Origin of the sequence: Rhizobium sp. Root1204 (genome assembly GCF_001424965.1) — a bacterium.
GTDB lineage: Bacteria > Pseudomonadota > Alphaproteobacteria > Rhizobiales > Rhizobiaceae > Pararhizobium.
Genome location: NZ_LMCZ01000015.1, coordinates 20,793 through 46,210 on the forward strand (window position 1 = coordinate 20,793; position 25,418 = coordinate 46,210).

The window sequence follows — 25,418 nt, forward strand, 5'->3', positions numbered from 1 at the left end:
ACCCTCAATGCATATCGGGATAGAGCGCACGCAGTTCCTGCACCAGGTCGATGAAATGCTGCTCCGCGCGCGAATAGGCGCAGTCGGGATGCGTCACCAGGAAGACGTCGGCACCGAGCGGATAGCCCTTGATTTCCAGCGGCCAGAGAAGGCCGTTCGCCACCTCGTCATGCACCGCCGTCAGCGGCAGGATGCCGATGCCGAGCCCGGCAACAATCATTCGCCGCACTTCCTCGAGGTTGGGGCTTTGCCCGCTGATCCGCTCGCCAAGGCCAAGGCTCTGGCTGAGCACCGACATGGGCTCGAGACCCATCCCCCCGGTGGCGCAGGTGAAGGACACGAAGGATTCCTGGCGCAACTCCCGCTTTTCCACTTCCTTTCGGCCGAAAAACGGATGTTCCGCGCCGCAATAGACGCTGAACTCTTCGCGAAACAGCAATTCGCACCTCAAGCTGAAGACCGGGCGTGCCAGCAGGCAGAGGCCTATCCCGCATTTCTCCGTCTGGATCCGCTTGATCGTGTCCTGACTGTTCTGGACCTCCATGATCCAGGTGACGGAGGGATAGCGCTGGTGGTAGAGGCGTAGTGCCTCGTTCACGAGCGGGGATTCCAGGTTCGAGATGATCTGGATGCGCACCTCGCCGAATTCTTCGACGGTTTTTTCCTGCGTGAGATGGCCGATACGTTCCACTGCGCGGAAAATCTCGCCGCATTCCTCGTAGACCTTCTGTCCGCGCGCCGTCAGCTCAAACTTCCGGCTTCCGCGCAGCACCAACTGACACGCCAGGTATTCCTCCAGCCGCTGCAGCGCCTGGCTAACCGATGGCTGGCTCATGTTCAGCCGGGCTGCTGCCCGCGTGAGACTACGCTCCTCGGCGATCATGAAGAACGACCGCAGGAGATTGAGATTAAGATCTGTCAACATCGGGCCAACCTAGCGGTTAGCACCGAAGCCGGCAATGCGATGTAAGCAGAGTGAATGGAGATCCGTGTGCTTTCAGGGCAAGTTGTGCGCATTTATCCGCATCGCCAAAGCCCGCTGACTCCGATCTGCGCCCTGAAAAATGATCCTTTTTTAAAGTTTCTTATTCCAGCAGCGCCTCGCATTTGCTCTTGAAAGAGCTGCATTGAACGGCCACATAGGGCCTATGCAAATAGGCACGATTATCAGGATGTCGAGGCTCGTCGATCAAGCATGCTCCCCTACCCGGAGCAGGTAGCCTTGATTCTGTAACGCCGCCACAGACCCGCCGCTCCGGGAACCACACGATCAAACAGTGCGGTTCATGTCGCGCCTATACGGCGCACCAATGGAGCGTATCCATGTCCGTGTTCCGGTCTCGTCCGATCTGCGTCACCTGTCATCATCAACTTCCCGGCGCTGCCACCCGGTGCCCCTGGTGCAAGACCCCCGCCATTACTGTTCGTCGTGTGTCCAGCGCTGTTCGCGAATGGAATGTGGGATCGCCCCGTTCCGGTTGTTTCGACGGGGGCGACGGACGATGAGCTATTCGACGAAAGCCGACGCCCCCGCCTTGAGAGCCAGCGGCGTGGACGATTTGCAGCAGGTCGGCGTTTTTCCCTGGCGCATCCGAAGCGACGGCGAACTGAGGGTCCTGCTTATCACCTCGCGCCGGCGGGGGCGATGGATCATGCCCAAGGGATGGCCGATGAAATGTTGTTCGCCCCTCGTCGCGGCTTCGCGGGAAGCCTTCGAAGAGGCCGGGATTTTCGGGGATATTTCGCTGAAGCCCGTAACGACCTATCGCTACGTTAAGGCGTTGGACGACGGTTCGCGGGCTTCTTGCCGCGTTGCCGTGTTCGGCATGAACGTGCGTGGCACGCTCAGCCATTGGCGCGAGAAGGAACAAAGGCAACGCCGGTGGTTTTCCCTGGCGGCCGCAGCAGACCAACTCGACGATGCCGAACTTGCCGCGTTCGTGAGGGCACTTGATGCCGCGCCGGAGCGTCTGGAAGCCTTCAGCCGGTCCGGCAGGCACAATCTGCCCTTCAACGCCCTGCGTACGACCGGCAACTGAGGACGCTCCGATGTTTCCAACGGGTTTTGTCCGCCGCTGCCGACGGGCCTTCATCTCTCCCATTCGCAGGATCAGCACCGGACGCTGACAGCCTGGCGCCACTACCTGCGACGGCAAGAGTGGCGCCAGGAGTTTGCCAGATCCGAGACTATAACCTGCGGAGCAACGCCGGCCCATTCTTGCTCGGCCGTTGCTCATTTTTTAGAAAGTGCCAACAATGAGCTTCCGATACACCCACACGTTCCCCATCAGCGGCCCGAACAAGCTGCCCCGCTTCAAGCAATGGGCGACCGAAAACATTCCGGGCGTCGCCCTGTCCCTGCCGCCGCAGGTGCCGGTCAAAAGCATGGCCCTGACAGTGCGGCTGAGATCCATCGAGGACCGCAACCTGCTGATCGGGAAACTGGAAGGCGTTAGCTTCTAGGAACGTTACCAGCAAAAGTGCCTGGCGAGTTTGTGAATAAAAACGCGCCAGGCACCTGAGACGGCGGCGAACGACTGGCTTTTTACCGCTTCCTAAACATTCGGCTCCACAAGGATGGTTATGGGAGTGGTCGTGTCGTTCGCCGTGTATGCCTGCACGCACCCCGATACACCGACCCTCGACATCAGCGACTTTTCGGATCAGACATCATGGTAAAGGCCTTCGTTTCCAATCAACGCTATGCAGCGTTTCTCTTTTTCGGGGCGGCGACGTTTGCCTCCCTCGGCGGGGCCCTGATCTACAATGGCTGGCTGCTCTTTGTCGCTGCGATTTGCGGCGCGTTGTTCCTTCTCGGCGTTCACGATCTGCGCCAGCGCAAGCACGCGATCCTGCGCAACTATCCGGTGGTTGGGCACTTGCGCTTCCTGCTCGAAAGCATCCGACCGGAAATCCGCCAATACATCATCGAAAGCGACAACGACGCTGTTCCGTTCAACCGGCAGGATCGTGGTCTCGTCTATCAGCGCGCCAAGGGCGTGGAAGACAAAAGGCCCTTTGGTACGATCGAGAATGTCTATGGTTCAGGCTATGCCTGGCTCACCCATTCCGCCACCCCGGTCACCATTGCCGATACGGATTTCCGGGTGCGTGTCGGCGGCCCGGCCTGCAAACAGCCCTATAGCGCCAGCCTCTACAACATTTCGGCCATGAGCTTCGGTTCGCTCTCGGCCAATGCCATCCTCGCCCTCAATACCGGGGCAAGGAAGGGTGGTTTCGCCCACGACACCGGGGAAGGCAGCATCAGCCGTTACCACCGGCAGGGCGCCGGTGACCTGATCTATCAGATCGCATCGGGCTATTTCGGCTGCCGCGGCGATGACGGCCGGTTCTCTGCAGAAAAGTTCGCAGAGCTTTCCGCCGATCCCCAGATCAAGATGATCGAGATCAAGCTGAGCCAGGGGGCGAAGCCTGGCCATGGCGGCATGCTGCCGGCCTCGAAGATTTCGCCCGAAATTGCTGAGGCGCGCGGTATCCCGATGGGTATCGACTGCATGTCGCCTGCCGCGCACAGCACATTTTCAACGCCGATCGGCCTGATGCAGTTCGTCGGCCAACTGCGTGAACTTTCGGGCGGCAAACCGGTCGGGTTCAAATTGTGCATCGGCCATCGCCGGGAATTCATGAGCATGGTCAAGGCCATGTTGCAGACCGGGATCGTTCCGGATTTCATCGTGGTCGATGGCGCGGAAGGCGGGACGGGTGCTGCCCCGGTCGAGTTTGCCAACCGTGTCGGCATGCCGATGCTTGAGGGCCTCACCTTCGTTCACAACACGCTGCGGGGCGCAGGCATTCGTGATCAGGTCAGGATCGGGGCTGCGGGCAAGATCGTGTCGGCCTTCGACATTGCCCGCACGTTGGCGCTCGGCGCGGACTGGTGCAATGCCGCGCGCGGCTTCATGTTCGCGATCGGCTGCATCCAGGCGCAGTCCTGCCACACCAACCAGTGCCCGGTCGGGATAGCCACGCAGGATCCGGTACGCCAGCGCGCGATCGACCGCGGCGATAAGAGCGACCGCGTCGCCCGCTTCCATCGCAACACCATGCGGGCGCTGGGGGAAATCGCTGGTGCCGCCGGCCTGAACGATCCCAGCAATTTCATGCCCTACCATTTCATGTTCCGGCAGAAGGATAACGAGTTTCTCGACGGCAACGAGGCCTATCCCTATCTTCCCGAAGGCTTCCTCGTATCGGGCGCGGAAATTCCGGAACTCGCCGATTGGTACGATCGCTGGGACCGCGCCGGCGCTGACAGTTTTGCGCCACCCGAAATCCCGCACGGGCCGTTTCGAAAGCGCAAGGCGGCGTAAAGGCCCGAGGATCGGGTCCGCCAAGGTGTTTATTTCGAGAGCTTAGCTTATAGAATGGCGTTTGCACACGGATCTGGAAAATGGCGGATCCCGATCTTTGATGATGTGGGCTGCGCCAGTCTTTGCGTCCCGCGATCGGGTTTCTGGCGTGTACAGGGAAGCGCCCGGTTGAGGACGACGAACGACAACCGCAAACGGTCGCGGGGACATCCGGCGCCCTTCCAGCCATCGGTCTGCTGTGAGAGACAAGGACCGAGCCATTGAGAAACGCAACATTGAAAAAAATTACCGCCATCGCCTGCGTCCTGATCGCCGCCGTGTCTCTGGTAGGCTGCGCGCGGAACTCCTGCAGGGATTGGCCAGGAACATGTATCATTCAATAAAGAATAGTGCTGTCGTGGGCGACATTACGTTGTCTGCGGCTTACCAATCTTCATTGATCAGAAGCCATTGGGCCATTTCCCACGACCGATGGAGACGGGGCGTCACCATAAAATCTGTCGTTGTTGTCTTTGATTGATGAGGCCGCGTACGATTCTTTGAAATCTTGTTTCGACCTCAAAAAAATCGGAACTGCGATCTATGTTCTCAAATGAGCGCAATTCCGCTTTCGTGTCGTCAAGTTTTTCGGTAGCGTAACGACGCTCTTAATGGGAGAAGTAGCGTAATGGCGCTTGATATTGCGAAAGAACTCGGTTCACAGCTGCAGACGACCCGTAAAGCAAGGGCGATGACGCAGCCGGATCTTGCGCAGCGCGTGGGCCGGGACCGTGCGCGGATTTCCGAATTGGAACGAGATCTCGTTCATAGCCGCAAGGGCAAGGACCGATTGGCCCTTCTTCTCGACTGTTGCGACGCTTTGGGTGTCATGCCGCTTCTGGTGCCGAAGGAACGATATGCGGATGTAGCGGAGTCTTTAGCCCCCAGACGGGCCTCATCAAAAAGGGGTGATGAGTACAACGAAACGTTCGAAAACCTCTTTGTTGATCTTTCCGATGACGAGGAATCTTGATGGCGAAGGAGAGTGCAGTTTTAGCCGTTAGGCTGGTTCGGCCCGACCAAAGTATGGTTCGCGTCGGTACACTTTCGCGCGACAGCACCGGCGCGTCCGCCTTCTTCGTGGACGAAGCATATTTTCGCGATGACCAGCGGCCAATTGTAAGTTTAAGCTGGTATGTCCCCGGCGACGAAGAAGCGACCCGTAGGCGTTTGGCTGGTCGCGGTGACAAAATCGGTCTCAATGGCTATCTGCCGCCATGGTTTTCCGGCCTATTGCCCGAAGGCGCACTGCGTGATCTCGTCATGAGTGAGATGGGACCTGGCGATCACGACCAGTTCGATCTCTTGATCCGTCTCGGGGCAGATTTGCCGGGAGGAATTATTGTCACGCCTGAAACAGCGGTGCCCTCGTCTGTTGGTCCGATCGAAGTTCAAAGTATCCGCGGCGTGGCCGCCCCTTTGCCTGAAGGAGCCGTGAAATTTTCCTTGGCTGGCGTTCAACTCAAATTTTCGGCAATTGCAGATGGCGATCGGATTACTGCGCCGGGGCGCGCCGGCGAAGGCCGGTGCATTTTGAAAGTACCAACGAAGCAATATCCCGGTCTTCCAGAGGCCGAGTATGCCGCGATGACCCTCAGCAAAATGCTCGGGATTGACACGGCAAATTGTCGCCTAACGTCGACCAAGAATATCTACGGCATAGATGAGAGGCTTCTCAGCGAGGGGGAAAACGCCCTTGTCGTCGATCGCTTCGACAGGCCTGGTGCAGAGCAACGCATTCATATGGAAGATGGTGCTCAAATCGTGGGTGCGGTAGGGGAGCGGAAATACACCATGGCGACCTATGAAACGATGCTGAATATGATAAAGCGCTTTAGTACGGACTGGCGTGCTGACGTCCTTGAGGGGTTTCGCAGGATGGTTGCCGATGTCCTCATTGGAAACGGTGACAACCACCTGAAAAACTGGTCTTTTATTTTACCAGCACCGGGCGTGATACGGCTGTCGCCGGCTTACGATATCGTCCCTACAGTCTTGTTCGCCCCTGGTGATCGGCTCGCATTGAAAATGGCGGGAACTTACGATTTTTCCAAGGTCAGCCTGCATCGCTTTCGCCGGATTGCCGACTTCCTGGAGTTGGAACCGGACTGGATCGAAAAAGAAATCAAAAAGTCGGTGAGGATAGCTCTCGATAACTGGCCTGATATGCTGAGGACATTGTTGCCGATAAAGGCCGCGGAGAACCTGTTATACAGAATGAACCAAATGCCGTTAGTCGCCGAAAGCAAGTCGTAGGCTTACCGCAGGAAGAAATCCCTTTGCCAGCTCTCGATCGGAGCGTGCTCGAATGGAGCGCGTCTTACTGGCAATGCCCCAAGGGGGTACCCGGTTGGAATGTTGGCGCAAGCTCGGCCTGCTGGCCACCGCCGGCGTTGAAGCCCGCCCGTTCCGGCAAATGGAACCTGCCGCAAACGCGTTCAGCCACTCATAGTTGCCTGCAGTCGCGGCGTCTCCACCGGAGAAAAACCGAAACGCTTCTTATAGCAGGTGGCAAAGTACTGGCTGGACGAGAATCCGCAGTCGAAGGCGACGTGGGTAACGGATTGCTGACCACTCTCGAGCAGTTGGCGTGCCGCCGTGAGTCGCAGCATCTGCAAATAGCGAACAGGCGTCATGTTGGTCAGTACCTGGCAATGCTGGGTGAACTGGGTGCGTGAGAGATTGCACTCGGCCGCCATGTTCTCCAGCGTCCAGTCTTCGTCGAGCGCGTGTCGTAGTCGTTTCAGGAAAATCTCCACGGTGCGTTTCGAGCTCGCAAGGGCAAGGTCCAGCACCGGCGACTGGCTTTCCAGCATCTGGCGGAACTGCAGCAGCATCATCGAGATCAGCAGGCGCAGCCTCGCTTCGCCGCCCTCGATGTCGCCGCCGGCGACCACCTCGTGAATCTCCAGGAAGGTGCGCGTGACGTCGCGTGAAGCGAGATAGGAAATCTGCTCGTTTTTCGACAGGAGTTCGCTCAGCCTTTTGCGATCCCGCTCCGGCCAGCCGATCCAATCGGGCCATAGCCAGGTCTCGTGCGGGCGGCGCACGCCCATATCCATCAGGACCCAGATGATATGGCTGGCGCCGATGGTCGGGTCGCCGAGCGCATGCAATTGCCATGGCCGCACGACGAACATCTGGCCTTCGTTGAGCGTGGTTTTACGGCCATCCATCGTGACGGTCAGCGAACCGCGCGCCAGATAAGCGATCTTGACACCCTCGTTGCAATGTTCGCGCAGGCCCCAGTCCTGCGGCGTCGTCGCGTCCCAGCCGCCGACAGAGCAGACTTGTGGCAGCGCCTTGCCGAGGTCCGTCCCCGGATAACCTCGCCTCGTCCAGGCATTGAGCGCGACCTGTCCGGCAAGCGACGCCTTCATCAGGTCCTGGCAGTTGCCGGCATAAAGCAGGGCGCCCGGCTCACGGAAAACAGCGGGCCGGCCGACGGCCCGTTCGTTGTTGGCTTTGTTCATCACTCTCCTCCGCCGATGTTCAAAATTTACCACTCCTCTATTTCGAACGCGGGCAACGATTTATTGCGCAATACTTGACCATCATCAAGTGACAAATCGAAGCACCGGTGATTTGCCGTTGAAACTCAATGGCATGGAGGGGAAACAGGGAGGATTTGCCGGTGCGGATAGGCTTCCACACGGACGCGTTCAATTCGGCCTACTGGTCGTTCGAAAAATGCTTGCAGTGGGCGAACGACCACGATGTGCACTTCATTGAGTGCGGCTTGATCGACGGCGTGAGCTGGATTCACGGCCTCGGCTACCAGCCGCATGTCGCGCTCTACGAAGACCCCGCACTGCTTCGCCGCAAGATGGACCGATACGGCGTGCGCTTCTCCCAGGTCGATGCCGCCTATCCGCTTTCCGGCGAGGACGGTCCGCTTAGGGGTGTGCCCTATGTGCTGAAATCGATCGCCTGGGCCGCGCAGGCCGGCAGCCCCTGCGTCGACACGACGGATGGGCTGCACATGCCGGAGGGCTTGAGCGAAGAGGAATCGATGGCGCTGATGAAGCGCAGCTACGAGAAGATCATCGAGGTCGCGGAGGCACACGAGATCATCGTCAATATCGAGCCGCACGGGCATTTCACGACACGCCCGGAATTCATGGCACGCATGCTGGACTTCGTCGATTCGAAGTGGCTGCGTATGAACATGGATACCGGCAATACCTTCATCGCCGGCCAGGTGCCGACCGAGTTTCTTCCGCGTTTCATCGACAAGGTCAGCCATGTCCACGTCAAGGACGTGTCGCAATCGCTGGCAGACGCAGTGCGGGGCGGACAGACCGGCATTGCCGTCAGCCATTGCGCGCTCGGCGACGGGGTCAATGCCGACAATATCAGGGCCTGCCTCGCCCAACTGCATGACCATGGCTATGACGGCGTGCTCAGCCTTGAATGCGAAGGGGCGGCGGGGCCGATGATCGAGAAGTCGCTGGCCTGGATCCGCGCCACTTGCCGTGATCTCGGCATCAAGCTGCATTGAGCGCGCCATGAAACTCGGCATCAACCTTCTGTGCCTGACGGATTTCGTCGAGGACAGTCATTTCGATAACATCGGTCGGCTGCGTGATCTCGGTTACGACGGCGTTGAGGTGCCGGTCCTCAAGGGCGAGGTCGCTCACTACGAGCGCCTGGGCAAAAAACTCGACGCCCTCGGACTTGGCCGGTCGACCACCTCGATCGTGCCGACACCGGAGGCCAGTCCCATCAGTGGCGATGCCGAGGTTCGGGCGCGCGGGCTTGCCCATCTCGACTGGGCGCTCGATTGCGCCATCGCGCTCGGCGCCGAAAGCATGGGTGGGCCTTTTCATGCGCCGATCGGCGTCTTCACGGGCACCGGCGCCAGCGAAGACGAGTTAAAATACGGTGCGGATGCACACCGCGCGCTGGCCGAGCGGGCAGCGACCCACGGGATCTATTTGAGCCTCGAGCCGCTCAACCGCTTCGAGACCTATTATCTCAACACGATGGAGCAGGCCCGCGCCTATGTCGACCGGGTCGGGCATCCCGCCTTCAAGATCATGTACGACACGTTCCATGCCAATGTGGAGGAGCGCCGGCAGGAAGAGGCCATCCGGCTGATCGGTCCGGATATCGGCGTTTTCCATGTGTCGGAAAACGACCGTGGCATCCCAGGGCGGGGGCACATAGACTTCGCGGCGATGTTCACCGTGTTGAAGGAAATCGGTTATGACGGCTGGTTGACGCTTGAGGCCTTCGGGGCCGGCCTACCGGCGATTGCGGCGGCGACCCGCGTCTGGCGGCCGCTGTTTCCGGATTTCGAGACGCTTTTCTCCGAAAGCGCAACGTTCATTCGCAAGACATGGGCAGCAGCATGAACAATCCCGCAATCGAGATGCGCGGCATCACCAAGAGTTTCCCCGGGGTAAAGGCGCTGAAGAGCGTAAGTTTTTCCGCCTATCGGGGTGAGGTACACGCGCTCGCCGGCGAAAACGGCGCCGGCAAGTCGACGCTGATGAAGATTCTCTCCGGCCTCTACCGGCTGGATGGCGGCGCCGTGGTCGTCAGCGGCGAGGAGCGGCATTTCACCCACCCGCTGGAGGCGATCCGCGCCGGTATCGCCGTGATATACCAGGAATTCTCGTTGTTGCCGGAGCGCACCGTCGCACAGAACATCTTTCTCGGCCGCGAGCCGACGCGGCTCGGGCTGATCGACCACAAGGCGATGAACGCAGAGGCACGGCGCGTGCTGGCGCTGTTCGGTTCCGCGCACCGGATCGAGCCGGATACGGTCGTGGCGGACCTCGATGTCGCCAGCCAGCAGCTGGTCGAGATCGCCAAGGCAGTGTCGCTCGATGCGAAGGTTATCGTGATGGATGAGCCGACCGCGGCGCTCAACGAGGCGGAATGCGAGGTGCTGTTCGGCCTCGTCGACACGTTGAAGAAGCGGAATGTCGCGATCATCTATATTACCCACCGCATGCGCGAGATCACGCGGCTTGCCGACCGGGTGACCGTTCTGAAAGACGGCGAGACGGCCGCGAGCTTCGATCATGTGCCGGAACCCGATACGATCGTGCGCGCCATGGTTGGCCGCGATATCGGCGATTTCTATGCGGCACCTGCGACGCCGCAGGAGATCGGCGACGTCGTGCTGTCCGTGCGCCATGCCGGCAACGACCGGCTGAAGGATATTTCCTTTGAGCTTCGCGCCGGTGAGATCGTCGGTTTTGCCGGATTACAGGGGGCAGGGCGGGTGGCGCTCGCCCAGGCCATCTTCGGTTTTTTACCCTTCACCGAGGGCGAGGTTTTGCTTGTCGGCAATCCGGCGCTCTTCACCAATCCACGCGACGCTATCCGCGCCGGTATCGGCTTGCTTCCGGGCGATCGCAAGGCCGAAGCGCTGGTGCTGATGCAGTCGGTGGCGGATAATGGTTTGCTGACGTCAAGGGCACTTTCCGGGCTCGCCGGCAAGGCCGATGCGACGCCGTTTACCTCAGCTGAAGAGATGAACAAGCTGCTGCACGATCTTGATGTCAGGGGCGGCAGCTTCTCCCAGGAGATCAAGGCGCTTTCGGGCGGCAACCAGCAGAAGGCGATCGTGGCGCGCTGGCTGGCGCTCGCACCGCGGCTGTTGATTTTCATTGAGCCGACGCGCGGCATCGATGTTAATGCCAAGGCCGGTATCTATCACCTGATGCGCGATCTCGCGCGCAAGGGCACGGCGATCATGATGGTGTCGTCCGACCTGCCGGAGGTGCTGGGTGCTGCCGACCGCATCCTCGTCATGCGCGCCGGCGAACTCGTGGCCGCGTTCTCGCGTGGCGTGTCGGAGGCCGATGTCATGCTCGCGGCGACCGGCGAAGAGGCGGTGGCGGCATGAACATGGCGACCCTCACCAAACGTCCTGCCTGGCGCATGGAGCGCTATGCACCGGCTTTGCTGCTTGCAGCAGCGCTCGCCATCTATATCGCGATCGCGCTCGGCCTCGGCCTCACACGCTTCCTGACGCCGGAAGCGGCGATCTCGATCCTCAACCGCTCCATCGCGCTCGGCATCACCGCCGTTGGCCAGACCTTTGCGGTCCTCGTCGGATCGATCGACCTGTCGGTGGCGCATCTGATCTCGGCGTCCGCTGTCGTTTCTTCGGCGATCATGAACGGCGATCCGGCGATGATGGTGCCTGCCATTCTCGCCGTGCTGCTGATGGGTGCCGTGGTCGGCACGCTCAACGGGCTGATGATCACCAAGCTGGAAGTCAATCCGCTGATCGCGACACTTGGTATGGCGCTGATCATCCAGGGCTGCCTCGCCTCCTTCCATGGCCGGTTTGGCGGCTCGGTGCCGGCTGCGTTCCAGTATTTCGCCTATGGCGAGGTGCTCGGGCTGCCGGTCAGCCTCATCGTGCTTGTGCTCCTCGTGCTGGCGGCCTGGGCTGTGCTGCGCTTCACCCGCTTCGGCTCGAACATCTATTCGGTCGGCGGCAACCGCGATACGGCGCGCGCTGCCGGCATCAAGACGACGCGGGTGGTGATGGCAAGCCACATCATCTGCAGCCTCTGCGCCTCACTCGCCGGCCTCTATCTCGCAAGCCGTCTCAAATCCGGGTCGCCGTGGATAGGCGCGGAAGGCGCCTATGACCTCGAGTCGATCGCGGTGGTTGTCATCGGCGGCACGATCCTGTCCGGCGGCAAGGGCGGAATCTGGGGTACTGTCGCGGGCGTCATCATCTTCTCGCTGATCGATTCGATCTTCAATCTCGCCGGCGTCGATGCCTTCGCCAAGCAGGTGATGCGCGGCGTCATCATCGTCGCTGCCGTCGCTTTCTACGCCGTACGTTCGAAGAGGATAGTGGCATGATCCAGGAAACCGTCGGTTCCGCAAAGGCGCCCGGCGCGACGAACAGCGGTCGTCTGCCGAAGATCAATCCCGTCTTCTTCGTGCTCACAGCGCTGCTTGTCGCCATCACGCTGTCCAACCCGAATTTCGTCGAGCCCACCGGCTACATGAATTTCCTGAAGCGGGCCGCACCGCTTGCGATCCTTGCTGCCGGTCAGATCTACGTCATCGTCTCCGGTGGCTTCGATCTCTCGGTCGGCTCGGTGATCACGCTGACGGTGGTCGGTTCCTCTATGCTGCTCAACAACAATGCCGATGCGAGCTGGTGGGTAATCCCGGTCATGTATGCCCTCGGGCTTGCCGTCGGCGTGGTCAACGGCCTCGTTGTCAGCTATCTGCGGGTGCCCTCGCTGATCGCGACGCTCGGCATGATGATCACGCTGAATGGCGCGGCGTTCATGTGGTCGAGCGGTTCGCCGCGCGGCTACCTGCCCGACACGTTCCGCTTTTTCGGGCGCGTGAACATTCAGGGCATTCCGCTCATCCAGTTCCTGCCGATGGCATTGCTCGTGCTTGTCGTGGTCGGCCTCTGCTTGTTCTGGCTGATGCACCGCACCAATCTCGGGCGTCTGCTGCATGCGATCGGCGACAACTCCCGCGCTGCACAGATGTCGGGCGTTCCCTTGGAGCGGGTACGCATCATCGCCTTCGTCATCTCGTCGCTGAGTGCCGTGACGGCTGGCATCCTGCTCGGCGGTTTTGCCGGTGTCTCGACCGATGTCGGCGTCGGCTACGAATTGCAGGCGATCACCGCCTGCGTCATCGGCGGGGCGCAGCTTCTCGGCGGGCGCGGCTCGGTGCCGGCGTCGATCGCCGGCGCGCTGACGCTGACGGCGATCTTCACGCTGCTCAATTTCATCGGCTTGCCGAAACCGGTGCGCGACGTCGTGCAGGGCGTGATCCTGATCGTCGCCGTCGTGCTTGCCACCTACCGGCGCAACCGCGCCGGCCGGACCTGAATTTCGCCGGCCGCAAGGCCGCCGGGAGGAACCTGACTATCATGATCAAATGGGAGTGAGACATGAAAAAACTGCTGACCGCCGCCCTTTCTGCTGCCCTGCTTGCCAGCACGGCACAGGCCCAACAGCTGAACTTTGATGACCCCGCGGAATTTGCCCGCCAGCGCGAAATGCTGACGGCGAAAGCCAATGGTCCGGAGGGGGAACCATGGGTGCAATATTACGGTGACCAGATGGCCGACACCACGCAATACAAGAAGGAGGGTCCCTACACGATCTGCTTCTCGAATGCCGGCGTGAACAATGCTTGGCGGGTGACCGGCTGGACCAACATGCAGGCCGAGGTGAAGCTGCATCCGGAGATCAAGGAACTCATTCATGTCGATGCCGAAGGCTCCGACGACAAGCAGATTTCCGACATCGATGACCTGATCAACGGCGGCAAGTGCTCGGCGCTGATCGTCTCGCCGAACACCACGGCGGCGCTGACGCCCGCAGTGGAAAAAGCCTGTGCGAAGCTGCCGGTCATCGTCTTCGACCGCGGCGTCAACACCAAGTGCCCGGTGACCTTCATCCACCCGGTCGGCGGCTACGGTTTCGGCATCCAGGCCGGCGAGTTCGTGGCGTCCACCGCACCGGCCGGCGCGAATGTTTTGATGCTGCGGATCGTGCCCGGCGTCGACGTGCTGGAAACCCGCGCCTCTGCGGCCAAGCGCATCTTCAAGGAGAAGGGGCTGAACGTCATCGGCGAGGAATTCACCGAGGGCGACAACGCCAAGACCAAGTCCATCGTCGAGGACTATCTGCAACGCGGCTCGATCGATGCGATCTGGATGGATGCCGGCGCGACGGCCGTCGCCGCACTGGAGGCCTTCGAGGATTCCGGCTTGCCGCTGCCGATCATCACTGGCGAGGACCAACAGGACTTCCTGATGAAATGGAAGGCAGAGGGCTTCAAGGCAATCGCGCCGACCTATCCGACCTATCAGTGGCGCACGCCGGTCATCGCGGCCGTCAAGGTGCTGAAGGGCGAGGCGGTGCCGGGGCCAGAATGGGTAATGCCGCAGCCGGCGATCTCCGCCGAGACGCTTGACCAGTATGTGAACGACAAGATGCCGCCGCTGCACCACGCGATGTGCGGCTGCGAAAAGCTGCCCGACTATCCGGCAGCCTGGGGCGGGAAGTAACGACAATCTTCGAGCCGCGCGGTCGGTGCGGCTCGATCCCCACGTACAGTCACGACGGGAACGATGACTGGTGCGCTTCAAGTCGACACGTCAATGCCACCGTTTCGTCTCAAGCCACAGTCAGATCGCAAATCTTTTCCACCTTCATCGCAAACATCCACCCGCAACTGATCACAGCCAGATTCGAGCCCGCGCGATCTCTACCTGGCGCGAAATCGCGTGGTCGAACGCTGCCTGAAACGCGGATGTAAATCCTCCCTGCGAATTGCGGCAAGTTAAGGCGACGCCCTCGTGCGAGAAAATATCGACAGCTGGAGCCTTTTGAAAATGCTGGGACTCAGAAACGGACATTTTCCGGATGGTTGGAGAAACCGGGGTACAACGCTAGGTTTTTCGCCCATTCTCCCTGTGAAAGAGCATCAGGATGGCGAAGAAAATCACGATGCCGCCGACGACGACTGCAAGGCGGATCGGTTCGCCGAACATGGCCAGGCCAAACACCAGCGCCAGCGGCAAGCGGATAAAGTCCACCACAACAAGAAGCGATGCGTCGGCGAGCTTCATTGCGCGCGCAAAGGCAAGCTGAGCCATCAGGCCGCCAACACCCTGAAAGGCCATCAGACACAGGGCATAGAAAGATGGCATCTGCCAGACCGGGAGTGCGATCAACAAGGCAACCGGAACAGTGATGACGAGATTGAGCCAGGCGATACGCAGGGGATCCTCGCGGCCCGCTGAGACTTTCATCAATAGAGCGACCGCCGCCAACCCGATTGCGCCGGCAAGAGCCCAGGCAGCACCGGCGTTCAGCGTGGCGGCGCCCGGCTGCAGCACGATCATGACGCCGGCAAAACCAAGCACAAGGGCGGCGACACGGGCAGCATAGAATTTTTCGCCGAGGAAGAACACCGACCCCAGCATCACGAAAAGCGGCATGGTGAAGGCAATCGCTGTCGCGGCAGCGAGCGGCATCTGCGTGACTGCCATGAAGCCAGCCACCAGTGCTAGGAGTTTGATTACCGCGCGAACAGCGTGCACCCAGAAGAAGGTGTTGGTGTCGCTGTAAAGCTTGCTGCGCGGAAAGATAGCATAGATCGCGATCAGACTGAACAGGTTGCGAAAGAAGACGATGCAGAGCGGATGAACTTCGCCTGCGATCAGCCGGACGATGACGCCGTCCATGGCGGCGACGAAAGAGTTTCCGGCCATGAACAGGGCACCCGCGACGATCGCGGGTACGGCGTAGGATCTCATGCGGGCAGCGGCACGGGAGCGGCCTCCCATTTTGGCCGGGGCGTCGCGTTCATGAGCTGTCGTGTATAGGCGTGCTGTGGATTGCGGAAGATATCCTCCGTCCTTGCATGCTCGACGATCGCGCCATTTTTCATGACGATGATGCGATCTGCGAAATGCCGTACGATCGGCAAGTCATGCGTAATGAAGATATAGGCAAGGCCCAGCCGGTCGCGCAGTTGCGCCAGGAGATCGATCACCTGCACCTGTACGGAAACGTCCAGTGCCGAGACCGCCTCATCGCAGACGATCAGTTCCGGATCACAGGCAAGGGCGCGCGCGATCGCGATGCGCTGCCTCTGGCCGCCGGAAAACTGGTGCGGATAGCGGTCGGCATGTTCCGGCTTCAGGCCAACAAGGCCAAGCAGTTCGACGACGCGGTCGCGCCAGCGTGGCTTGTCGAGAATATCCTTATGGATACGCCACGGTTCGGAAACGATGTCGAAAATCGTCATGCGCGGGTTCATGGAGCTGTAGGGGTCTTGGAACACCATCTGAACCTTGCGGCGGAAGGCGAGCAACTCCTTCGGCTCCATCTTGAAAATATCGCGGCCGTGAAACAGCGCCTCGCCACTGGAGACATCGTTGAGACGCAGGAGAACCCGCGCCACAGTCGATTTGCCAGAACCGCTTTCGCCGACGATACCAACGGTCTCGCCCTTGGCAATCGTGAAACTCAGGTCCTTCACCGCATGCAATTGGATACTCTTAGCGAAGAAGCCGGAGGAAATGCCGTAGTATTTGTTGAGGTTCTTCACCTCTAGGATTGGCTTGCCGACATCGGTCGTTGAGCGACGGCCGGTTCCGCCGGTGGCATCTGCATGGGGCAGGGCGTTGATCAGGGTTTTGGTATAGCTGTGCTGCGGGTTTTCAAAAACTGCGCGCGCCGGGCCTTCTTCGACGATGCGGCCGGAATTCATGACGATCACCCGGTCGGCCATGGACGCTGCGACTTCCAGATCGTGGGTGATCATGATGATGGCCAGCCCATCCTCGGCCTGAAGTTTTTTCAGGAGATCGAGAATCTGTGCCTGAACGCTGACATCGAGCGCGGTCGTTGGCTCGTCGGCGATCAGGATTTCTGGGCGCAGGGCAATCGCCATGCCGATCATGATGCGCTGGCGCTGGCCGCCCGAGAACTGGTGCGGATATTGGTCGATGCGCTTTTCCGGCTCCGGTATGCCAACGCGGCCCAGAATGTCGATCGCCTTGGCGCGGGCCTGCGCACCTGTCGCCACCCCGTGGGCGGAGAATACTTCAGCCATCTGCCAGCCGATTGTGTAGACCGGGTTGAGATGTGACAACGGATCCTGGAAGATCATTGCGATCTTCTTGCCGTTGAGATCGCGTCGTTCTTCGACGCCGCAATCGTCGAGTTTCTTGCCACGATAGGTGATAGTGCCCGAACAGATTTCGCCCGGTGGTGTGTCGATCAGACCCATGATGGCGCTGGCGCTGACCGATTTTCCGGACCCGGATTCGCCCAGGATCACCAGCGTCTCGCCGGCATCGACATGGAAGCTGACGCCGTTGGTGGCGCGGAAGGCGCCCCCTAGCGAGAGGAAGTCCACGGTCAGGTCCTTGACCTCAAGCAGATGTGCTGGCGGCAATTGGGAAGCGGTCATGTGCGTTTCTCCGGAATTCCCTTTTTCGAGCGGGCAAGTTCGATGCGCCAGCGTTGCTGCGGATCGGCATAGGTGCGCCACCAGTTCGAGAGAATATTGAGCGACAGGGTCGTGAGCAGGATGGCAAGACCCGGCCAGAAGGCGATCCACCAGGCAGTGGCCAGGTAACCCCGACCTGTCGCGACCATCGCACCCCACGTAAATTCCGGTGCCTGGATGCCCAGGCCGAGAAAGCTCAGCGAGGACTCAGCCAGGACCACCGTTGCGAAATCAATGGCACCGATGGTGACGAGGGTCGGGAGAACGATCGGCGCGATATGGCGAAAGATGATCCGCATATGCCCGGCGCCCAGCGCCATGGCAGCACTGACGAACATGCGTTCACGGACCTCGAGCACCTCGGCACGCGTGGTGCGCAGATAGATCGGAATGCGGGTGACGGCAAGGACGATAACCAGATTGGTGACCGAAGGGCCAAGACTGAACAGCACGATCAGCGCCAGGAGCAGCGATGGGAAACTCATGACGATATCGGCGACACGCAGGATGACATTGCTGAGCAGCCCGCGGGAATAGCCGGCGATTAGCCCGAGGAAGCCGCCGATCAGCATGGAGAAGAACACGGCGAAAAGCGCGATGCCCAGCGTGTTTTGCGCCCCGACAATCAGGCGGGCCAAAAGACTGCGGCCGAGCGTATCGGCGCCAAGCACGTATGCCCAGCCTTGAGCAAGACTGAAGGGGGCCATGTTGCGGGCACGGAAGTTCGGCTTGTCGATCAAGTTGCCCATCAGCCACGGGCCGAAGATGGCGCAGAGCACCACGAGCGTCAGGAAGATCACGGCGGCCAGAGCCAGCTTGTTGCGCGCAATCAGACGAAGGGCCTGAAAACGCCCGGCCGTTTTCTGTTTGGTGTCTGCAGGTATGGTCATCGCTGGCATACTCATTTCGCTTGAAACCTGATGCGCGGGTCGAGCCTTGCATAGAGAAGATCGATCAGGATGTTGAGAACGAAGATCGCAATGGCGGTGATCAGCACCGTCGCCTGGATCAGGGCGAAATCACGCCGAACGATCGCATCGATCATCAACTTGCCGATCCCCGGCCATCCGAAGATGGACTCGACGACCACGGCGCCGTTGACGAGGCTTGCAGCAAGATCGCCGGCAACAGTGATAACCGGCAGCAGCGAGTTTCTGAGCGCATGGCGAAAGATGATCTGGGTTCGTTGGACACCCTTGGCGCGGGCGGTCTTCACATAGGGCGAGGCAAGCGCGCTGATCATCGTGCCGCGCACCACCTGCACCAGTAGACCGAAAGGACGTAGCGTCAGCACGAAGATCGGCATGATCCAGTGTAAGGGCGTGCCGGTGCCCGAAGTGGGCAGCAGGCCGAGGCCGACGGAAAAGACGAGAATTGCAACGATCGCCACCCAGAAATCCGGAGCGCTGGCGCCGGCCAGGGATGCGGTGCTCGCAATCCTGTCGAAGAGACTGTCCGGCTTTGCTGCGGCGAGCGAGCCGACCACGACGGCAAGAACGAGCGCCAACGACATGGCGATGACGGCAAGCTTCAGCGTCTGCGGAAAGGCTTCTAGCGCCACCTCCATGGCTGGCCGGTTGCGGCTGAGCGCCGTGCCGAAATCGAGATTGGCGACACCAAGCAGATAGCGTCCGAACTGGACGTAGACCGGATCGTTGAAGCCGTTGGCTTCCGAGAAAGCCTGACGCTGAGCTTCCGAGGAATCCAGCGGCAGATAGAGATAGGCCGGATCGCCCGTCAGGCGGGACAAGAAGAAGACGAGGACGAGCAAGCCGATCACAGCGATCAAGCTCTGTGCCGAGCGTCTCAGAATAAAGCCGAACACTGCCATTTCCTTCCAGAATGAAAAAAGAAAAGGCACGGCGGATCGACCGCCGTGCCTAGGCAAGGTTAGTCCTTGAGCTTGATCTGAGACAGTGCGATTTCGCTGTTTGTCTTCAGGTCCGGCTTCCAGTCGAGACGGTTTCCGACCCGGACATAGCCGATCATGTGGTACATCGGAACATCAGCAACGATCTCGTCGTGGACCTTGAGGAAGGCTTCCTGAAAGAGTTTTTCGCGCTCGCCGCCGGTGGCCGCCATCGCTTTTTTCAGGACCACGTCGAGTGCCGGATCGGCGATCGTTGAATACTGCCCATCGCTCAGGAACATCACCGGAGCAGTAAAGCCAGCGTCGCCGGTATTGTTGTCATGCTGCTGCTGGAAGAGGGTCGGCCCGCGGCCCTGGGGGAAGGGTTTGTCGAGGTAGCGAACCCAGTCTGCAGCCTCAAGCTGTCGCAGCGAAACCTTCAGGCCGATCTCCTGCCACATCGCCATCATCGCTTCGAGGGATTCGGCGGAATTCGGGAAGAAACCATTGCGGCCGATGATGACAATTTCGGTATCAACCGGGACGCCGTCCGCTTTGGCCTCTTCGATGAGCTTCTTTGCCTGACCAGGGTCGTAAGGCCACGGCTTGATGTCCGGGTTATGGCCCAGCACGCCCGGAACGACCATCTGCGAAGCACGCAGCACGTCCTTACCGAACAGTGCTTCACCCATGCCATCCCAGTCGATGGCGAGATTGAGGGCCTTGCGCACGCGCACGTCGTTGAGCGGCGGAATTTCCGCGTCGATGCGCATGCGGGTGGTTTCGGAATTCAGATAGGCAAAATCGGTCGAGGTATTGGTGGCGTCCTGCACGGCAAGCGACGGTGTCATATCCGCTTCGCCCGATTCAACCATTGCAGCGCGGATGGCTGATTCACCGCGCCAGACATAGGTTGCCTTGGCCACTTCCGGCTTTGCGCCCCAGTAGCTATCGCTGCGCGCAAGAACGATCTGCTCGTTGGTGGCGCTTTCCAGCGTGTAGGGCCCGGTGCCGACTGGCGCATTGGTTTCGCCATCGAACGGCATGTTGGGGGATACGATTTGAACAGTGCCGAGCAATGTCGGCATGATCGGAAGCGGCGTGTCGGTGGCAATTTCAAGCGTCGTCGCGTCAATCGCCTTCGGTGTCAGTTTGACGTCGCCGAACTTGGAGCGGCTGTCGCATGTCAATTTCGGATTCATGAGCCGGTTGATTGACTTGGCAGCGGCCTCGGCGTTGAAGTCAGCGCCGTCCTGGAACTTGACGCCTGATTTTAGATGAATGCGCCAGGTGAGCTCGTTGACCTGTTCCCAGCTTTCGGCAAGCCATGGCGCGACCGTGCCCTTCTCTGGTTCGATATTGGTCAGCGTCTCGGTAATGTTGGAATTGATCACGCGCCCGATATCGGAGCGGATCGACCGACAGGGCTCAAGATTGGCGGGCTGCTCCGGCAGCACGATCTTGACTTCTCCTTCGGCCGCATGGGCGGCGCCGGCAAACAGGATCGACATCAGTGCAGCCGATACACCCCGTGAATACTTGGTGGTCATTGTCATTCTCCTCCTGGTCAAAGACCGTGATGCGATGGTGCACGGGCCGCCGCATCGGTATGCGCGGCCCGGATACAGTGCCTCCACACTGTCAAAACACACTAGAGCACTAATGTATTAGTCTAGCTGCGACGAGCTGTCAACTATTGGCCGGCCATCCGTTTCTTAAGGGTCGAAACCCGGGAAATGGCTTGATTTTCGGCGACTTTCAAAGCGTCAACCGCAGCCTGGACCGGTTCCAATTTTTCCACAGGAAGGTTTGAAACCATTGGCATAAGCGGGCCGGTATCTGCAATTTTGGAAAGCCGCAGGCCGTCATGCAAAACTTGCAGGCCACCGAGATCGAGGCGAATCTTTTCGAACTCCAGGAAAGCCCGGCTCAATTCGAGAGCCTCGGCTGCTCGGCCGGTCTTGTAGAGTGTCAGCAGTTCGGATGCAGCCACCGGTGCAATGCAGACGGCGCCAGATGTGTAAGTCGTCAGCTTGCGCAGTCCAAGATGGTCATGAATTGGGGTTTCCCCCATGCCGCTCGCCAGATGGTCCGTCCCGATCGCAGATAGGACAGCATCAAGATAGGGATCCTTGGAGGCGTCGGATTTCTCGACGGCGTACTTGACGAAGCTTACGGCTTTTTCTGCGACCAGCTTTGCCAGTTCGTCGGGATCTGCGTAGTGTTCCCGCTTCAGATAGAGGATAAGGCCGGTGCCGAATGCGTCGGCAAGTTTACGTACGCCGTTGGCGACACCTGCCGGGTCGGCTGGGAAGTTTGTCGGCAGGACCATGACATTCTTGAAGCCGAGATCGCGTGCAATGGGAGCCTGCGCCATCGCCTTGCCGAAGTCGGGGCCGATGGAGGTGATGAGGTGTGTCGTCGGTGCGGCCGCTGCCTTGATGCTTCGCATCGCAGACCGATAATCTTCAAGGCTGAAATGATAGAGATTGGCATTACCGCCATAGAGCAGGATATCCACTCCACCGCCTTCGATATGCTTGATGATGGCCTCGTTGGCGCCCGCATTCACCGAGTAATCAGTGTTTAGCGCAATGGGAGGCACGGCGATTACAGACGAGGCGTAGTCGGCTTGCGTCAGTGCTTGTTGCATAGTTGACCCTCCTAAAGTCAACTATCCTTACTGAATTAAAGAAAAGTTGTAAACATAAATTACATATTTTGGCATTTAAGGATCCAGATCACCATTTGTCATCCGTCGACGGGCCTGAAGAATATGGCTTTCCATTGCGACGCGAGCCCAAATGGGGTCCTTGTTGCGGATGGCATCGACAATGTCTGCATGCTCTCCGATCACCTTTCGCGCGCGTGCCGGAGATCCTGACCGTGTTAACGACAACGAGACGTTCATGAAGCTGCTCAACGACACGTCCGGACCTTCGAGAGCCATGCTGAAAAACTCGTTTCCAGTTGCTTCCGCGATCGACAGGTGGAAACGGCGGTCGCTTTCCGGCAGCAAGAGGCCGCGGGCGACTTGGCTGGTGAATTGCTCGTGCGCTTCGACGATGTCGCCCAGCGCCTTATCTGTGCGTCGTTCGGCTGCGAGTGCTGCTGCATTGCCTTCGACGCAAAGCCGAAGCTCCTGGTAGCGTAGAAAGCGGGAAATATCTGTCAGGTCGGCAAGATCAGGCAGGTTTCGGGACGGTGTGCTGAGGACGTAGGTGCCGCTTCCTCGACGCGCTTCGACGAGACCATCCAATCGCAGTCGCGCAAGGGCGTCGCGAATAACCGGACGAGACACGCCGAAACGGTCGCAGAGATCGCTCTCGGATGGCAGCTTGCTACCCGGTGGAAACGTACCTTTCAAAATATCCTGCAAAACATGACCGTAGACCTGATCCGCATAGCTGGACGGCCTTATTTCCGGTATGTTTGCAATAGGAGCGGTGTCTTCCGTCAAGAGTGCGGTACCTTCTGCGAAAAATGCCACTAGGGGCGAAGCGCTTCACACTAAAGCATTAATGCATTAAGACAGTCAAAGACGATTTGAAAAGGAAGATGTCTTTGACCTCCGATTTGCCCTTTGCCAAGCATCGTAGTGGCCTGGATCGCACGCGCCAGATTGCTCCGCAGATCGTCGAATATCTTCGCGAGAAAATTCTAGAACTTGAGCTTGCGCCCGGCACTGCTCTGTCCCGCCTTGAATTGCAAAAGCAGTTCGGTCTGAGCCAGACCCCTGTTCGCGATGCATTGATGCGTTTGGAAGAGGAGGGGCTTGTCACGGTCTATCCTCAATATGCCACGTTGGTATCGAAGATCGATATCAACCTGGCGAGGCAGTCGCATTTCATGCGGCGTGCCGTCGAGCAGGAGATCGTCCATGAACTTGCATCCAGGCCGGATCGTCGATTTATCAGTCGCCTGACCGCTGCAAACGAAAAGCTCAAGGCTCTCGTCTCTTCCAACGAATACGGGGATTTCCTGCGCCGCGACCGTGACTTCCACTATATTCTCTATGAAGAAGCAGGACTGGAAGATATCTGGCCGGTGGTTCGGCGTCACAGCGGTCACATCGATCGGCTTCGCCGGCTCAACTTGCCTAATGTCGGCAAGGCGCGCGTTGTCGATAATCACGATGCCATCATCGAAGGTATTGCTGCCGGGGTCCCTCAAAGGGCCGAGGAAGCGATGAAAATTCATCTCTCGGGGACGCTGTCGATGGTTGATAGCATCGTCGAGCGCTATCCGGATTTCGTTCAGCTCTGACGGCGGCAGGGTGAATTCTACCACCCGTGTCCGGAAAAACCCCGCCCGATGCTCAGGCCGGGTATCCATCGCCATTCCGTTCTAATTTTCCATATTCTTATAGCAGGTGAAGGGTTTGATCGTCACATAAATGCTAATGCATTAGTGTATTGCCGTTCCCTATTGCCTGTGCTAATCCGGAATTCGAGAAAAAACACGATGTAGGAAACACCGATGTCCAAGACAGTGAGCGCACTGCGCAGCGCACGATGGTTTGCTCCTGACGACCTTCGGTCCTCGGGCCATCGCTCGCGCCTGATGCAGATGGGGTATGATGAGAAAGATTGGGGCAAGAAGCCGATCATCGCCATTCTCAACACGTGGTCCGATCTCAATGCTTGCCATGCGCATTTCAAGCATCGTGTCGAGGATGTGAAGCGCGGGGTATTGCAGGCGGGGGGCTTTCCTGTCGAGCTGCCGGTCCAGTCCCTGTCTGAAAGTGCGCTGAAGCCGACGACGATGCTCTATCGCAACTTCCTGGCGATGGAGGCGGAAGAGCTTTTGCGCGGCCATCCTGTCGATGGCGTCGTGCTGATGGGCGGTTGCGACAAGACTACGCCCGCTCTTGTCATGGGCGCCGTCAGCGCCGGATATCCGATGATTTTCCTGCCTGCGGGGCCGATGTTGCGCGGCAATTACAAGGGCGAATATCTGGGCTCCGGCTCAGATGCCTGGAAATATTGGGATGAACGCCGTGCAGGTACGATCTCCGACGAACAGTGGACCGGCGTCGAGGAGGGTATTGCCCGCTCCTACGGTCATTGCATGACCTTCGGTACGGCCAGCACAATGACGGCGATCGCCGAATCCATGGGGCTGACGTTGCCGGGGGCAAGCTCGATCCCGGCCGCCGACGCCAATCATATCCGTATGTCGACCCGCTGCGGTCGCCGGGCCGTCGAGATGGTGTTCGAGGATTTGACGCCGGACAAGATCATCACCCGTGAATCCGTCGATAACTCCGTCGCTGTTGCCATGGCAACAGGCTGTTCCACCAATGCTGTCGTGCATCTGATTGCCATGGCACGCCGCGCCGGGGTACCATTGACGCTGGACGATCTCGACAAGGCGGGCCGCATCACGCCAGTGATCGCCAACATCCGCCCCTCCGGCAAACAATACCTGATGGAGGATTTCTACTATGCCGGCGGCCTGCGGGCACTGATGAACGAGATGAAGGACAGGCTCAGTCTCGACGTCATGACGGTCAGCGGCTTCACGCTCGGCGAAACGCTGGAGGGCGCAGAGGTCTACAACGACGATGTCATCCGGCCCCTGTCCAACCCGATCTATCACGAGGGGTCGCTGGCGGTCCTGCGCGGCAACCTTGCGCCCGATGGCTGCGTCATCAAGCCATCCGCCTGCGAAGAGCGCCTGCGCGTCCACGAAGGCCCGGCCCTCGTCTTCGATAGCTATCCGGAGATGAAAAAGGCAGTCGAGGACGAAAATCTCGACGTTACCGCCGACCATATCATGGTGCTGCGCAACGCAGGTCCAAAGGGTGGTCCAGGTATGCCGGAATGGGGCATGCTGCCGATCCCCAAGAAGCTGATCAAGCAGGGTGTGCGCGATATGCTGCGTATCTCGGACTCACGCATGAGCGGTACCAGTTACGGCGCCTGCATTCTCCATGTGGCTCCGGAAGCTCACGTCGGCGGACCGCTGGCCTTGGTGCGCACCGGGGACATCATCCGCGTCGACGTGCCGAACCGCTCGATCGACATGTTGGTCGACGAGGAGACGTTGGCAAGGCGCCGCGCGGAATGGGTCGCGCCTGCCGACAAGTTCGAGCGCGGTTACGGCTGGATGTTTTCGAAACACATCCTGCAAGCCAATGACGGCTGCGACTTCGACTTCCTGAAGACGGAATTCGGCAAGTCCGCCGGCGAACCCGACATTTTCTGAGTGCCGAT

Annotated in this window: 22 protein-coding genes and 1 pseudogene; 14 read left to right on the forward strand and 9 right to left on the reverse strand. The window is 59.6% G+C overall.

The genetic code is table 11. The annotated features are described in order from the left end of the window. Positions 1 to 4: 4 nt before the first annotated feature. Positions 5 to 883 (reverse strand): LysR family transcriptional regulator, encoded by an 879-nt coding sequence (locus tag ASC96_RS15670; protein WP_244482076.1) that lies wholly within the window; start codon positions 881 to 883, stop codon positions 5 to 7. A 619-nt stretch (positions 884 to 1,502) separates the two neighbouring features. Between ASC96_RS15670 and ASC96_RS15675 the strand changes: the two genes are divergently transcribed. From ASC96_RS15675 to ASC96_RS15695, 5 genes are all read left to right on the forward strand, one after another. Next, on the forward strand, positions 1,503 to 2,039 hold the full coding sequence (locus tag ASC96_RS15675; protein WP_082512102.1) for an NUDIX hydrolase: 537 nt from the start codon (positions 1,503 to 1,505) through the stop codon (positions 2,037 to 2,039). Between the two features lie 217 nt (positions 2,040 to 2,256). After that, a complete protein-coding gene (locus ASC96_RS15680) occupies positions 2,257 to 2,463 on the forward strand; it encodes a hypothetical protein (RefSeq protein WP_060504087.1) in 207 nt (68 codons plus the stop codon). 209 nt (positions 2,464 to 2,672) lie between these two features. Continuing rightward, positions 2,673 to 4,331, forward strand: coding sequence for an FMN-binding glutamate synthase family protein (locus ASC96_RS15685; RefSeq protein WP_060504088.1), 1,659 nt, complete (start codon positions 2,673 to 2,675; stop codon positions 4,329 to 4,331). A gap of 667 nt (positions 4,332 to 4,998) precedes the next feature. Beyond that, the gene (locus ASC96_RS15690; RefSeq protein ID WP_060504089.1) at positions 4,999 to 5,343 is read left to right on the forward strand and encodes a helix-turn-helix domain-containing protein; all 345 of its coding nucleotides are present in this window, start codon (positions 4,999 to 5,001) and stop codon (positions 5,341 to 5,343) included. Next, positions 5,343 to 6,626, forward strand: a complete 1,284-nt coding sequence (locus tag ASC96_RS15695) for a type II toxin-antitoxin system HipA family toxin (protein ID WP_060504090.1) — start codon at positions 5,343 to 5,345, stop codon at positions 6,624 to 6,626. Before ASC96_RS15690 ends, ASC96_RS15695 begins: the two co-directional genes overlap by 1 nt. A 182-nt stretch (positions 6,627 to 6,808) precedes the next feature. Here ASC96_RS15695 and ASC96_RS15700 read toward each other — a convergent pair whose 3' ends face one another. After that, positions 6,809 to 7,843, reverse strand: coding sequence for an AraC family transcriptional regulator (locus ASC96_RS15700; protein ID WP_060504091.1), 1,035 nt, complete (start codon positions 7,841 to 7,843; stop codon positions 6,809 to 6,811). Positions 7,844 to 8,004: 161 nt separating this feature from the next. On the opposite strand from ASC96_RS15700, the gene ASC96_RS15705 reads away from it, so the two are divergent. The 7 genes and pseudogenes from ASC96_RS15705 to ASC96_RS33830 all read left to right on the forward strand — a co-directional run. After that, entirely contained in the window at positions 8,005 to 8,871 is an 867-nt protein-coding gene (locus tag ASC96_RS15705; protein WP_162246362.1) for a sugar phosphate isomerase/epimerase, read from the forward strand. Positions 8,872 to 8,878: 7 nt separating this feature from the next. Further along, positions 8,879 to 9,727 carry a sugar phosphate isomerase/epimerase family protein gene (locus ASC96_RS15710; protein WP_060504093.1) on the forward strand — a complete coding sequence of 283 codons (849 nt, stop codon included), beginning with the start codon at positions 8,879 to 8,881 and terminating at the stop codon, positions 9,725 to 9,727. After that, the gene (locus ASC96_RS15715; protein WP_060504158.1) at positions 9,724 to 11,232 is read left to right on the forward strand and encodes a sugar ABC transporter ATP-binding protein; all 1,509 of its coding nucleotides are present in this window, start codon (positions 9,724 to 9,726) and stop codon (positions 11,230 to 11,232) included. The genes ASC96_RS15710 and ASC96_RS15715 overlap by 4 nt, the downstream gene beginning before the upstream one ends. Beyond that, positions 11,229 to 12,209 carry an ABC transporter permease gene (locus ASC96_RS15720; RefSeq protein ID WP_060504094.1) on the forward strand — a complete coding sequence of 327 codons (981 nt, stop codon included), beginning with the start codon at positions 11,229 to 11,231 and terminating at the stop codon, positions 12,207 to 12,209. Before ASC96_RS15715 ends, ASC96_RS15720 begins: the two co-directional genes overlap by 4 nt. Beyond that, positions 12,206 to 13,207, forward strand: coding sequence for an ABC transporter permease (locus ASC96_RS15725; RefSeq protein WP_060504095.1), 1,002 nt, complete (start codon positions 12,206 to 12,208; stop codon positions 13,205 to 13,207). Before ASC96_RS15720 ends, ASC96_RS15725 begins: the two co-directional genes overlap by 4 nt. A gap of 62 nt (positions 13,208 to 13,269) precedes the next feature. Next, positions 13,270 to 14,394 carry a substrate-binding domain-containing protein gene (locus ASC96_RS15730; protein WP_060504096.1) on the forward strand — a complete coding sequence of 375 codons (1,125 nt, stop codon included), beginning with the start codon at positions 13,270 to 13,272 and terminating at the stop codon, positions 14,392 to 14,394. A gap of 52 nt (positions 14,395 to 14,446) precedes the next feature. Further along, positions 14,447 to 14,632, forward strand: a pseudogene (locus ASC96_RS33830) (IS6 family transposase); the annotation flags it as partial. Between the two features lie 146 nt (positions 14,633 to 14,778). Here ASC96_RS33830 and ASC96_RS15735 read toward each other — a convergent pair. From ASC96_RS15735 to ASC96_RS15765, 7 genes are all read right to left on the reverse strand, one after another. Next, positions 14,779 to 15,648, reverse strand: a complete 870-nt coding sequence (locus tag ASC96_RS15735) for a DMT family transporter (RefSeq protein ID WP_060504159.1) — start codon at positions 15,646 to 15,648, stop codon at positions 14,779 to 14,781. Beyond that, positions 15,645 to 17,297: an ABC transporter ATP-binding protein gene (locus ASC96_RS15740; RefSeq protein ID WP_156397522.1), complete on the reverse strand. Its 1,653-nt coding sequence runs from the start codon at positions 17,295 to 17,297 to the stop codon at positions 15,645 to 15,647. The genes ASC96_RS15735 and ASC96_RS15740 overlap by 4 nt, the downstream gene beginning before the upstream one ends. An 11-nt stretch (positions 17,298 to 17,308) precedes the next feature. After that, positions 17,309 to 18,241: an ABC transporter permease gene (locus tag ASC96_RS15745; RefSeq protein ID WP_244482077.1), complete on the reverse strand. Its 933-nt coding sequence runs from the start codon at positions 18,239 to 18,241 to the stop codon at positions 17,309 to 17,311. An 11-nt stretch (positions 18,242 to 18,252) separates the two neighbouring features. Next, positions 18,253 to 19,176: an ABC transporter permease gene (locus ASC96_RS15750; protein ID WP_060504160.1), complete on the reverse strand. Its 924-nt coding sequence runs from the start codon at positions 19,174 to 19,176 to the stop codon at positions 18,253 to 18,255. 65 nt (positions 19,177 to 19,241) lie between these two features. Continuing rightward, a complete protein-coding gene (locus tag ASC96_RS15755; RefSeq protein ID WP_060504099.1) occupies positions 19,242 to 20,750 on the reverse strand; it encodes an ABC transporter substrate-binding protein in 1,509 nt (502 codons plus the stop codon). Between the two features lie 143 nt (positions 20,751 to 20,893). Next, a complete protein-coding gene (locus ASC96_RS15760; protein WP_060504100.1) occupies positions 20,894 to 21,853 on the reverse strand; it encodes a dihydrodipicolinate synthase family protein in 960 nt (319 codons plus the stop codon). Between the two features lie 75 nt (positions 21,854 to 21,928). Continuing rightward, on the reverse strand, positions 21,929 to 22,660 hold the full coding sequence (locus tag ASC96_RS15765) for a FadR/GntR family transcriptional regulator (RefSeq protein ID WP_060504161.1): 732 nt from the start codon (positions 22,658 to 22,660) through the stop codon (positions 21,929 to 21,931). A gap of 104 nt (positions 22,661 to 22,764) precedes the next feature. On the opposite strand from ASC96_RS15765, the gene ASC96_RS15770 reads away from it, so the two are divergent. Both ASC96_RS15770 and araD read left to right on the forward strand, forming a co-directional pair. Next, entirely contained in the window at positions 22,765 to 23,466 is a 702-nt protein-coding gene (locus tag ASC96_RS15770; RefSeq protein ID WP_060504162.1) for a GntR family transcriptional regulator, read from the forward strand. Between the two features lie 213 nt (positions 23,467 to 23,679). Next, positions 23,680 to 25,410 carry an L-arabinonate dehydratase gene (gene araD / locus ASC96_RS15775; protein ID WP_060504101.1) on the forward strand — a complete coding sequence of 577 codons (1,731 nt, stop codon included), beginning with the start codon at positions 23,680 to 23,682 and terminating at the stop codon, positions 25,408 to 25,410. Positions 25,411 to 25,418: the final 8 nt, after the last annotated feature.